Source organism: Fimbriimonas sp. LA-C6, from assembly GCF_055398105.1.
This window is the reverse complement of sequence record NZ_AP038796.1, coordinates 3,448,893-3,460,649: the sequence shown is the minus strand read 5'-3', so window position 1 is coordinate 3,460,649 and position 11,757 is coordinate 3,448,893. Positions and strand designations below refer to the sequence as shown.

At 52.8% G+C, this 11,757-nt stretch carries 13 protein-coding genes; all 13 read right to left on the bottom strand.

The window, feature by feature from the left end; all coding sequences use genetic code 11:
* Window position 1: 1 nt before the first annotated feature.
* The 13 genes from ribD to pilM all read right to left on the bottom strand — a co-directional run bounded on the left by ribD (window position 2) and on the right by pilM (window position 11,709).
* Window positions 2–991, bottom strand: coding sequence for a bifunctional diaminohydroxyphosphoribosylaminopyrimidine deaminase/5-amino-6-(5-phosphoribosylamino)uracil reductase RibD (gene ribD, locus ACZ51B_RS15890; protein ID WP_464294322.1), 990 nt, complete (start codon window positions 989–991; stop codon window positions 2–4).
* Window positions 992–998: 7 nt separating this feature from the next.
* Window positions 999–1,304, bottom strand: coding sequence for a hypothetical protein (locus tag ACZ51B_RS15885; protein ID WP_464294321.1), 306 nt, complete (start codon window positions 1,302–1,304; stop codon window positions 999–1,001).
* Complete coding sequence (gene rpe / locus ACZ51B_RS15880) at window positions 1,295–1,933, bottom strand: ribulose-phosphate 3-epimerase (protein ID WP_464294320.1); 639 nt, start codon at window positions 1,931–1,933, stop codon at window positions 1,295–1,297. The genes ACZ51B_RS15885 and rpe overlap by 10 nt, the downstream gene beginning before the upstream one ends.
* Window positions 1,930–3,678, bottom strand: a complete 1,749-nt coding sequence (locus ACZ51B_RS15875; protein WP_464294319.1) for a PASTA domain-containing protein — start codon at window positions 3,676–3,678, stop codon at window positions 1,930–1,932. The genes rpe and ACZ51B_RS15875 overlap by 4 nt, the downstream gene beginning before the upstream one ends.
* Entirely contained in the window at window positions 3,675–3,881 is a 207-nt protein-coding gene (locus tag ACZ51B_RS15870; protein ID WP_464294318.1) for a hypothetical protein, read from the bottom strand. The genes ACZ51B_RS15875 and ACZ51B_RS15870 overlap by 4 nt, the downstream gene beginning before the upstream one ends.
* Window positions 3,878–4,894 carry a 3-dehydroquinate synthase gene (aroB, locus tag ACZ51B_RS15865; protein ID WP_464294317.1) on the bottom strand — a complete coding sequence of 339 codons (1,017 nt, stop codon included), beginning with the start codon at window positions 4,892–4,894 and terminating at the stop codon, window positions 3,878–3,880. The genes ACZ51B_RS15870 and aroB overlap by 4 nt, the downstream gene beginning before the upstream one ends.
* Window positions 4,869–5,399: a shikimate kinase gene (locus ACZ51B_RS15860; protein WP_464294316.1), complete on the bottom strand. Its 531-nt coding sequence runs from the start codon at window positions 5,397–5,399 to the stop codon at window positions 4,869–4,871. The genes aroB and ACZ51B_RS15860 overlap by 26 nt, the downstream gene beginning before the upstream one ends.
* 59 nt (window positions 5,400–5,458) lie before the next feature.
* Window positions 5,459–7,096 carry a type II secretion system protein GspD gene (locus tag ACZ51B_RS15855; RefSeq protein WP_464294315.1) on the bottom strand — a complete coding sequence of 546 codons (1,638 nt, stop codon included), beginning with the start codon at window positions 7,094–7,096 and terminating at the stop codon, window positions 5,459–5,461.
* 37 nt (window positions 7,097–7,133) lie between these two features.
* Complete coding sequence (locus ACZ51B_RS15850; RefSeq protein ID WP_464294314.1) at window positions 7,134–7,832, bottom strand: hypothetical protein; 699 nt, start codon at window positions 7,830–7,832, stop codon at window positions 7,134–7,136.
* 81 nt (window positions 7,833–7,913) lie between these two features.
* Window positions 7,914–8,618, bottom strand: a complete 705-nt coding sequence (locus tag ACZ51B_RS15845; protein WP_464294313.1) for a hypothetical protein — start codon at window positions 8,616–8,618, stop codon at window positions 7,914–7,916.
* 22 nt (window positions 8,619–8,640) lie between these two features.
* Complete coding sequence (locus ACZ51B_RS15840) at window positions 8,641–9,456, bottom strand: hypothetical protein (protein ID WP_464294312.1); 816 nt, start codon at window positions 9,454–9,456, stop codon at window positions 8,641–8,643.
* Between the two features lie 12 nt (window positions 9,457–9,468).
* Entirely contained in the window at window positions 9,469–10,383 is a 915-nt protein-coding gene (locus ACZ51B_RS15835) for a hypothetical protein (RefSeq protein ID WP_464294311.1), read from the bottom strand.
* Window positions 10,384–10,392: 9 nt separating this feature from the next.
* Window positions 10,393–11,709, bottom strand: coding sequence for a type IV pilus assembly protein PilM (pilM, locus tag ACZ51B_RS15830; RefSeq protein WP_464294310.1), 1,317 nt, complete (start codon window positions 11,707–11,709; stop codon window positions 10,393–10,395).
* Between the last annotated feature and the right edge of the window lie 48 nt (window positions 11,710–11,757).

Below are 11,757 nucleotides of genomic sequence, written 5' to 3'. Positions count from 1 at the left end.
ATTAGCGTTTACAAGACCTATCGATTTTCGCCGTAAGCTGTAGGTCTTGTCCTAACTTCCGCACACGAGTGATCTCAAGTCGCGGGGCGTCAGCAATAGTCTCAGCCAACCCTCCCTCGATCCAACTCGGACCGGCACCAAACAACTTGCCGGCAGCGAACAGCTCCAAGGAATCAACCAAATCTTCCTTGAAGAAGTAAGAAAGCGTCCGCCCGCCCCCTTCCACCAACAGCCCCCGAATACCTTCCTGGAACAATCGGCTCAACAAATTCGGCAACAGGATCTCCCCCGTAACATGAATCGTCCTTGCTTGCTCGTTAAAGACTCTCTCAGCGCCACTAAGCTTTGAATGAGGATCTAGCACGATGCGAACAGGTTGATTGCGAACACCTGGTATCCGCGCAGTCAACTCAGGATCGTCTGCCAACACCGTTCGGTACCCCACCAACACCGCACCACACTCGGCCCGCAAGCGGTGTCCGACACGACGCGCTTGTTCACCCGTGATCCACTTGCTCTCACCACTGGGAAGCGCGATTCGACCATCCAAGGTCATTGCCGCTTTGGCAACAACATAAGGACGCTTGTGCTCCATAGCGAACAGAAACTGTTGATTCGCAGCCCGAGCCTCTTCTTCAAGAATCCCGACCTGAACCTCTACCCCGGCAGCCCGCAACTTCTCCGCCCCACCCGCAGCCACGGGATTTGGGTCTGGACAAGCAACAAACACCCGCTTGATTCCCGCTTCGAGAAGTCCATCTACACAAGGCGGGGTTCGGCCATGATGCGCGCAGGGTTCGAGCGTTACGTAGGCATCCGCACCAACTGAAAGCCCCTTGGCAAACTTCAGTGCCTCACGTTCTGCATGGAGCCCACCCCAATAGTGATGATATCCCTCTCCAACAACCTGACCATCACGCACAATGACGCAGCCCACGTGGGGGTTAGGTGCTGGGAAGCCTCGTTTTGAAAGTTGAATCGCGCGACGCATGAACTTCTCATGCATCAATGTGGGGCTCCTTCTTATGATCTCCGGAGGCAGATTCAATCAGTTCACGCACGTTCAACATCGCCTCTTCTCGAAACTCCTTGCGGACTCTGCGAACAATGAGTACCGAGCCAAAACCAGCTCCAACAAGCGAGCCAATCACAAGCGAGTTGTACGTCAACAGCCGGACAGCAAACGCCTTTCGCACGGACCTAGGAGCGGCCTTTGGCGGGTGATCTTTCAAGACCCACGGATATCCCAGAAGCAACGCAAACCCAAAAATGAGCAACGCCGTCGTCGTGATTTTTAAGCCCATCCCTTCCTCAATGCTTCCACACCCTCCGCAATAGACCGAGCGTTAGTCAAGAAACTGCCCGTGACGAACAGATCCACACCCGCATCTCGGGCAACCTTAATCGTCTTATCATCGATGCCTCCATCGACTTCAACCGTCAAGTCAGGACGCATCTTCTTAATTTGACGGACTTTGTCGAGCGTTGAATGAATCAGCTTTTGACCACCCCACCCTGGGTTCACGGTCATCACCAAGGCTTGGTCAATATCTCCGATCAGAGGCTCAAGTGCACACACGGGGGTCCCAGGGTTCAGCGCAAGACCCACTTCTACCCCCAAAGCACGTACATGCTGGATATGCCGGTGGGCATGCAAAGACCCCTCGATATGAAAAATCACTCTCGAACATCCCGCCTTCACAAACGCCTCAAAATGGTTCTCTGGCGTGAAAGTCATCAGATGAACTTCAAACGGAAGGTTGCTCACCTCTCGCATCCCTTTCGTATACGAGTCTCCAAAAGTGATCGGAGGTACAAACTGACCGTCCATCACGTCCAAGTGAATCAATTCGACACCTGGCACTTCCAACTGCGGAAGAAACTCCCGAATTCGAGTTAGATCGAACGACAAAATCGAAGGTGCCAACCTCATTGAGTGGAATCTCCTGCCTGCTGGGTGAACTCCTTCACAACGCGATCATCGTAATAGATCTTGAACTTCACAGATTTGCCCTTGCCTTTCCCATGAACCGAAATGCTCTGGTTCGGCGAACCGGTCTCATCAAAAAGAGTCTGTGTCTTTTCATCGTCCGTCATTTCGATCTTGACCTTCACAGGCTGCTCCAAGTCCGTCAGCTTCACATCAACGCTGTAATCGTAAACCTGAACGGGTGCATCGGGTGTTTTGGCTGGCGCGGCTACGTCGCGTGAAGCAATCTCAACCGTCACCTTCGTGTCTCGTGAAACCTTGGTGCGAGCAGCTGGCGTCTGCTTCGCCACCGAACCTTCTGGAACGGAAGGATCGTTCACTTTACCAATCGACTCATCCATCACGAGGTTGACGGCCCCCAGTAGAGACTTGGCCTTATCAGGAGAAATCCCTTTGAGGTCTGGGACCTCCACCGTTCGGCTACCTGAACTCACATTCACCACAACCTCACCCATCTCGCGCACCTTAAGACCAGGAGCAGGATCCACCTCCAGAACACGGTCAGGCTCGATTTTGTCGTTTGGAATCTTGGTGCCAATCTTCAGGTTCAGGTGCATCTTCTGAAGCGTGACTCGGGCCTCTTGCACGGAAAGCCCTTTCAAGTTTGGAACCGTCACCATTCGTGGTCGGTTCAAATTGAGGAAGAACCAAACCCCGAATAAACTCGCGACAATCGCGATCACAAACACAAAACTAACGATCATCCAAACCGGGACATCACGTTCTTCTCTCGCCTTCCTGGACCGGTCAGTCTGTTCTTCCTCGGTTCGAATGGCGGACATCTTGGGCGCGACTGGCTGTGGTTCAGTGGGCCTTGTGCTCACGGCTCCCGCTTGTCGCAGCGGCCAACTCAGAGTTCGACCGAAGCGAAGTGCATCTTGCATCAAACGGAGATCAGCAAGCAGCTCGCCTGCACTCTGATATCTCTCCATCGGATGCTTCGCCATCGCCTTCTTGACAATCTCGTCGAGGACATTCGGGACAGAGGGATTGAGCGCCTTCGCACTGGGCGTCGGCTCAGACGTATGCTTCGTGGCCGTTGCAAGAGCCGTATCCGCCGTGTACGGCCTTCTGCCCGTCAACAGTTCATACAAAATGATGCCCGCCGAGTAAACATCCGATTGCGGCGAAGGCATACCTCCAGTCGTAACTTCTGGCGCTAAGTACGGTGCCATCGAAGGAAGCACTGCGGCCGCAGCGGCAGAACTAGATGAGTACGCCTCCCACAGGCACGAGACCTGAAGTCTCACCTCTCCATCGGCCATTAGACACGCGTTGTCACCGCTGATGTCTCCATGGACCAATCCTGCCCGATGGAGGGCGTCCAGAGCCTTACAGAGGCTAATACCGGCACTTACGGCAACGGGGGCAGAGAATGGAGCGAGCTTTCGAATACGGTCAGAGAGAGACGGTGCTCTTGTAAGGTCACCCGCAATATAAACCGTCCCCTGATCGCGCGAAACATCGGTCATGCGCTCAATGCCGGGATTGATGATCGAGACCGAGCGCTGAGCAGCCTTCTCTAAGGCAAGCGCAAAGGCTTCCTCCGACCCAAACTGAGGCCGAAACACCCGAAGCGATACCTCTTTACCAGCCAGCCGATCTCGAGCACTAAACAGTTGAAACAGGGCCGAATCGGTAAGCAGGCCGGTGACTTCATACCGCCCACCGTAGACCGCTCCGATCAAGCTTTGTCTCCTCGCTCAGGAATAAACGAGAGAACCACAGCGGCTACCAAAAACAACAGCGCTAACATCCGAATAGGCGCCGAGTCTGCCTTCAAGGCATACTCTTGAGCTTGCCCGCTAAACGACGCTTGAGTACTAGCAATAAACCCCGCCAGAAGCAGGACAATCGCCACCACAGATAAGCCTATTCGGAGTGTGTTCATGAGCTACTCAATGCGGACAGAACCTCATGTTCAGGCACGTCCGATACCAGTTTACATTCACCAATTTGGGTTAAGAGACTAAAGGCTAGTTTGCCAGAAGTAGCCTTCTTATCTCGACGCATCGCTTCTACAAGAGAATCTGCCGAACTCAAAAGATCAGACGTGACAGGCAACCCTTGTGAAGCAAGCTCTTCGCGGACAAAAGCGGTGGTGCCTTGTGGTGAGATACCGATGCTCTCGCCCAACCGCGCTTCCACAACCATGCCGATGCTGATCGCCTCTCCGTGTAAGAAATCACTGTAATGAGTGATCTTCTCCAAGGCGTGACCAACAGTATGTCCAAAGTTCAAAATGGCGCGCCGCCCCGTCGTCTCAAACTCATCTTCACTCACCACTTGGGCCTTGTGCTCGATGCACCGACTCACAATATCCATTAAATTCGTCGACTCGACATTGAGACCATGGAGCCTGGGCAACAGATCTGCATCCATGATGAACCCATACTTGAGAACCTCGGCCATTCCATTGGTGAACTGTCTGGGTGGCAGGGATCTCAATACTTCATGGCAGAGTTTCACCTCTTCAGGAGCATAGAAGGCACCCGCGAGGTTCTTCCCCTCCGGAAGATCTATCCCCACCTTTCCACCCACCGAAGAATCCACCTGAGCGAGCAGTGTAGTTGGAATCTGGATGAAAGGCACCCCCCGCATGTACGATGCTGCAACGAACCCCACCAGGTCGCCGATGACACCACCACCCATCGCTACCAGTGTCGTCTTCCGGGAAGCATTGAGGTGAGCAAGCTCGCTTAGACAGAACCCAAACCAATGCAGGCTCTTCGTCTCTTCTCCAGCCGGCAGGACAATACACTTTCCGCCTTGAAGTTCACTTTCAACCGCTGAATGAACATGATTGTCAGTGAGAATAATCGAGTCCGCTGGCAGAGATTGGATAGCATCTTTCAGACTCGTCCTAACGACTGCGTAACTACCGCGTTGGTGGGAGATTTTCATATTCTTGCAATTTGCGAAGGAGACTTGCCGCGGCCGTCTCCACGTCGTATTCATCGACATTTACAGTAAGATCGGCCTGTTGGTAGAACGGGAGCCTGAGTTCCATGAGAGATTGAAGCCTCTCCTCCCAACCATCCACCTCAAGAAGCGGCCGTTTCTTCTTGCTCGTCTCAAGCCGCTGTTTGATGACGTCAAAGCTGACATCCAGAAAAATGGTCGTCCCAAGCCGCCTCAATTCCGTCCAATTCTCCGGACGGACAACAATGCCCCCACCCGTAGCAAGAACAATAGGCTCAGGCTCAAGCGACTGGAGCACATTCGTCTCGTGGCTGCGAAACGCCTCTTCACCGTAGACCTGAAAAATCTGAGTAATCGGTCTTCCAAACCGCTGTTGAATGAGCGTATCAGTATCAGTAAAAGGTCTTCCCGAGAGATCCCCGAGCGCCCGACCGACGGAGCTCTTCCCCGCTCCCATCATCCCTATTAAGATCCAGCTTCGCTCCATAACAAAAAAAGTGACCGGGCCATTATGACCCAGTCACTCTAGTGTACGTTCTTTTCAGCTTACGGATTGCTTGTTGTGCCTGGCTCGTCGTCGACAATTGTCGGCGTGACGAAGATCAGAAGCTCACCGTTGGTGCGGCTCTTTCGTGAACTGCGGAAGAACTGACCAACAATCGGTAGATCAGCAAGAACTGGGACTCGGTTATGAGCCTCGTCCTCGCTCTTAGTAGTCAGACCACCAAGAACAATCGTCTCACCGTTTTTCACTCGCACCACAACTTGCATGGACTGTCGAGCTAAATTGGGGAAACTCTCTCCGTTAGGGCCAGTTGAAGTACCAACGAAGTTTGCAATCGTAGGCGCGAGGTACATCGTGATCGTGTTGTCGTCGTTGATTCTTGGCTGAACACCCAATCGAGTCTCTGCAGTGATTGGTATCGGGGCAGATGTAGAAACGGTTGTGTTATTCAGAGTGGTTGTCTGATTAATAAAGATGTACGTCTGAAGCGAACTCTGAAGGACAACAGGAGTGTTGTTTAGAGTTCTCACGATAGGAGCGGTAACGACTTTACCGGATCCCTCTGAAAGGAAAGCTCGCATTCTGGCCGCGACGTTGCCCGTGGTGTAGTTGACAAACACTGGGTCACTCTGCCGAATGAAAGCACCAGGTCGTGTCCCAGCAAAAACCGTTCCACGATTAAACAGAAACTCGTAGCCAAGAGACTTGTCAAGTGTTTCCGAGGTGGTGATGTATTCAACCTTCACTAGAACTTGTCTCGGAGCGACATCAAAGAGGTTTACGTAAGTCTGGAGGGTGTTAATGTCTTCTTCTGTGCCACGAACAACAAGGCTGTTGTCAGTTGGGTCATAGCTGATGAAATCGATGCTCTCAGGAACGAGACCAACTCCACCGGTCAACTGACCGCCTCCCCCTTGTCCGCCAGCACCTCGACCATTGCCTTGACCTGCACCGCCTCCTGCACCAAATCCGCCAGCTCCGCCACCACCAATCTGTCCAGCAGAATCACCGGGTAGAGCAATTTGGCCACCACTCTCGACACCAGTCAAGGGTGTCGACGTTGCCGGATTTGCAATCGGTTGAATCTGATGAGTCGACGCGAAGTTCGCATAAGCGAAACCAGGACCGAAGATTCTTTCCTTCGTGTCATTTGTAATATCCGCAAATCGCTTTAATTCATCGAATCCACGGCTTGCATCAAATGGCATACGATACACAATCGCATCGAATACGTCGCGGGCACCAGCCTTCAGTACCTTGATCGCACGGACAATCTTAGGAGCCTTTGACGGAAGCGGAGCTGATACCGGGACGACTGGCATCTTCTCAGCATGACCGATCATGTAGACACCATACTCATCGCGTTTGTATGAAGCCCCAGCAGCCGCACAGATATATCGAACTGCATCTTCCGGAGATACATTGCTAATCTGCAACGTGATCTTTCCAAATGGAACCGTAGTCGGTTCCATCACAAACTGAATCCCCGTTCGCTGAGTCAGCATACGAGTTGCCGTTAGAAGATCGGCGTCTTTCAATGTCAGATTATCAACCTGAACTGTATTGTCTTGCTTGCTTGCAGTGGCAGGTGCCCCCTGCGCCATTGCAACCGTAATAGGTGCAACGACTGCAGTGGACAGCACGACCGCAAACGCTAATTTTGCCCAGCTAAACCGCATTATTTATTTCCTCAAACCCTCATCAATTCAAGCTAGCTTAGAAGCCGCCGCGACCGCCGCCGCCACCAAATCCACCGCCGCTACCGCCGAAGCCACCACTGCTGCCGCCAAAGCCGCCGCTGCTGCCGCCGAAGCCGCCACTGCTACCGCCAAAGCCGCCGCTGCCGCCGAAGCCACCACCGCTGCCGCCGAAGCCACCGCTGCCACCGCTTCCGCCGCCAAAGCCGCCGCCACCCCCGCCGGCAACCCTTGAACCACCTTCAATGGCTGTAATCTCAGGAGATCCCGTGTAGGCCTGGCTACCATTCGCAGCACCCAACATCAAAGCGATGAATCCTGGATCTGCAGAACGGATCTTGATTCGGCGAATAACTTTATTGTTTGGCTTAACAGTCGGTACATCTGGGCCGCCGGGTGTTTCGGTGGATTGCTCTCGACGGACGATCTGGTAGATACCCGACTCGATTCGATAGGTTGCGTCAACCTGGCGAATCACGTTCTGAAGCGCAGTCTCAAACGTTACGCCCTTCAGCGAAACCGTTACAGTTCCAGTTACTTCAGGTGCAATAGAATAAGAAACACCGACGCTCTTGAAAAGCGCTCGCAGTGCGTCTCGAACATCAGTTTGTTCGTACTCAAGGGTAACAATCTTCTGGCTAACATCATCCTGTGCAAATGCCGATGGCGCTGCACCCAACAATGTCAAGCCCATGATGGCACCAATTGCCAGTTTCATAGTCTTAGTCATTTTAAGCCTCCAAACTTCTTTGATGTCCGAGAAGCCGGACAGTTATGCGAATTTACGTTAATCAAAACTTTAATCACTTGGACCACCGGGTCCGCCTGCACCAGGGCCGCCAGGGCCAGGAAAACCACCTCGTGGACCATTGCCAGCCCCAGGTGCGCCCCCGCCAAATCCAGCGTTTCCGCCACCAAAGCCTGCCGGTGCCACTTCAAGCCGCACCACAATCTGCTTAGGCAACTTGTTGCCGCCTCTTCGGAGAATAGCCTTCTCTTGATCGATCGAGACAACCGTCCATTCAGTGCCCGGAATCTTTGAACCAGGATGAACGATGATCGCAGATTGTCCTTCACCCATTTCCAGGATCGCCACAACTGAATCTCCGACGACGATACCCGAAAGCCTTCTGTACGGCTGTGGTTCAAGAACAGGGACTAGATCTGTCTCTTCCTTCGGCTCTACATTAACTGAAAAACCGCCGACATTCGACAAAATTCGCTCAGTTGACTGCTCCGTTTCAAACTGCTTCTCAATGCTGGTGAGAGCAAATGGATCAGGTCGAGCGGCACCAAAGCTAGAGGCCCGAGAAGCGACCAGCTTCGGAAAAGCGGTCGGATCTTCAGAACCCTTCACTGGAAGACCTGCTTCTGAATTGGGCTTGTAAGTAACAGCCTTAACCGTAGCCTTAGGAGCCTCCTCTGGTGTTGTCACCGAACTTCCGCAACCCGCAAGAACGACAGCAAGAGCCAACACTGGCATCGATTTGAAAACCATTCCCATCCTGTTAATTTCCTGCTTCATCTTACTTACCTTTGCTAGGACCCGTAGGGGCACCTGGCCTGCCTCCAGGACCAGCGAAACTAGGCGGACCACCAGGACCACGACCACCACCGAAACCGGCACCCGCACCTGTTGCAGGAGCAGCTGCAACCTCATTAATTGCTGGGAACAACTTCTTGCCTCGGATAAATCCAAGAACTGAGAGGTTATAAGTCCCACGCAACACAGGTGATGTTCCGTCTAACCGTAGACCGTCAGCAACAACCAGATAGTTCTTCATGCTTCGATAGGAGCGAACATTTTCCTGGATTTGCGCATAGGTACCTTCCACGGTCACTGTCCCAAGATCGGCAATGACGACTGGGAAGCCAAAGGTGCTAAACGCGAAGAAATCATTAAGAAGCGCCGAACTACCCACAGTATGAATATTGGCAGGCATTTTCACTTGCCCCATACTCAAGACCTTAACGCCACCCTTCTTGACCTGTTGGTCAATTGCCAGCTGCATGTTGTTGCGAAACTTCAGTACATCAACAGAGAGCTGGTAAGGATCGACTGCGAGATTGATACCACCAGACTGCACCGAGGTCGATGGAGTTCTCTCTCGAACATATCGCTCCCAAATGGCAGTCGTGTCATCGACCATCTTGATGGCTGAAGCTTTGCGCTTCTTTGCCTGCGGCATCTTGTCGGCTTCTTCTTGCAGCTTCTGCTTGTACTCTTCCTGATACTTGGCAGCCGTCAGTTTCGGCATTGCCTGATTGAAGAAAACAAAGGCGAAGATACTGACGCCTAAACAAAAGCCGACTATGATAATTGTCCAGGGATTTAGCTTCATAGATTCTGCACCTTATTCATCGTCGCCGCCCTTCTTGCCCTTTCCACCACGAGCCGGTGGAACAGGCGCTGAAGCAGTGTCACCGCCAGGACCGCCAAAAGGCCCGCCAGCAGCACCAGGACCCGGCCGCCCAAGCGATGCTGTTGCAGCTCCTGTATCGGTACCGCCAGTTTTAAGCGTTGCAGCGATGTCTGGGACCCGAATGTCGCGTGAGATGACCATCACCACTGTGATCAACGAAGACCCAGGCATTGCTTGCCGAGCGTCCGTATTATCACTTCCAAAATTACCAACCCCGGTGTATCCCGACACGTCCGTTTGCGCCTGCGCCTGGAAATACGCCAGTCGCTGAAGAGGGTCATCTGGAACCGTACCCTGAGATGGCTTGTGCGCATTCCCGTGCTGATCCTCTTCCGTTAGAGGAGGAACAATCGGATCGTCCAAGTTATAGTTGTTTCGCGAAATCGACACAACATCTTTGAACCGCGACAGCGCAAACATCAGATCTGCGTATCGCTGGTATGTATCAATCGTTCCCACCAACTCCAATTGACAAGATGTCGTGTCAATCGGTGTCGCGTGCATAGAGGTCACGCGGAAGAAAGGAGGAATGTAAGGCTTCACGTCATCGTACAGCTTTGGATAGACCGCATTGTGATCAATGATTGCCTGAGCAAGAGCAGCATTCCTAACGATAGGAGAGGCCATTGTGAGGATCTCATCTGCCTGCTTGGAAGTTGCAGCCGCGTTAGCGGCATCAGTCTTCAGTTGATCATCAGGCTTTGCCGCTGCCAGCTTAGAGTTGGCATAGGACGACGTGATGACAGCCGCGACTATGAAACCAAATAGGATGAGCGCGGCCACAACATAGGCAGTACTGGCCTGCCTTTGTTTAGAAACCGTATTGGGAAGTAGATTGAGCTTCATGCTAGGTTATCAATCAAAGAAGATGTGAAGACCGTTGCCAATGGCAATGGCGAACTCAGATCGGTGCTCGTCCATAAAGGCCGGAGCTACTTTTCTGACGTTGAGATTGAGACGCCTCAATGGGTCGTAAGCGTCACACTTGACACCGAGGGTTTTAGAAAGAAAACCAGGCAGACCTGCAATCTTCGAACCGCCACCAACCAAGTAGATTGCATCGAGATCACCACCGCGACTGCGGAAGTAATCAATCGAGCGCCGGATCTCTGCCACAAATTCGTCCAGGACAGGAGCAATGGCGTTGTAGAGGCGCACAACCTCAGGATCCTCGTTAATGGGCGCCGGCACTCCTGCAGGAGCTACCGCAGGCGTCAAATCGGCCATAGGATCAATCGGCGGCAAATAATCAGACGGATCAGCATCCAATGGTGCCGGTGCCGGATTGTAGGCTGGCATCGGTTCATCAGAAAACGGATTGTACGGCTGAAACTCTTGAGTCACACCAGGAACCGCAAAAGGATCCGCAGATGGAAGCGCATCAGCTGCATTCTCAGGAATCTCAAGCTTCGACTGCTTCAACGCCTCTGCTTCAGACAGACTGATCGTCAAAGCGTCAGAAATGGCCTTAGTGAAGAGCTCGCCACCAACAGGCACCTGACGAGGCATAAGCAGCTTTGCGCCCTTGTAGATGTTAATAGAACAAGTCTTAGCACCAATCTCAACGAGACAGATGGTTTTATCCCCAACCTCGTCGTCATAGCTCGTCTGAATCGACCGAGCAATGCTAAGTGGCTCCACATCAATCGCGGAGGTGCTTCGGCTTGCCTTCTTGATACACGCAATGATCGTATCAATGGCAGACTGCGGCGAGATCGCCATCACAACATCCATATTCGTGGATGCAGGATCATCACCACCGAGAGGCTTAAAGTCGCTAACGACAGTGCTCTCTGCAAATGGGATGTTGCGGTTGATCTCCCACTGCATATGCTCTTTGAGCTCAGCGGGATTCATCTTCGGAACTTCAAGAGTTCGTACTAGAACGGAGGCCTGTCCTGCGATGGTGATCACCGCATGTGGCGTGGTAGCGCCGCTGTCGGACAGAACCTGCTTGAGGGCTGCGCCCACGGCGTCACTATTGTAAACGCCTGTGTGGTCGACAGCTCCCTCAGGAGTGTCAATAATTCCGAGAGCCGTGACGACAGGATCACGACCCTGAGATTTCATCTCGCAAACCTTTATCTTTTGGCTGCCAATATCGATACCGAGAACGCTCGTGAGCTTTTTGGCCATTGGGTCAGTAACCTGCTTCCCGCGCTGGGAACCCATGTTATCAGAGGGCTGAGCATCAAGTCAACCAGCTACCGCTAATACATG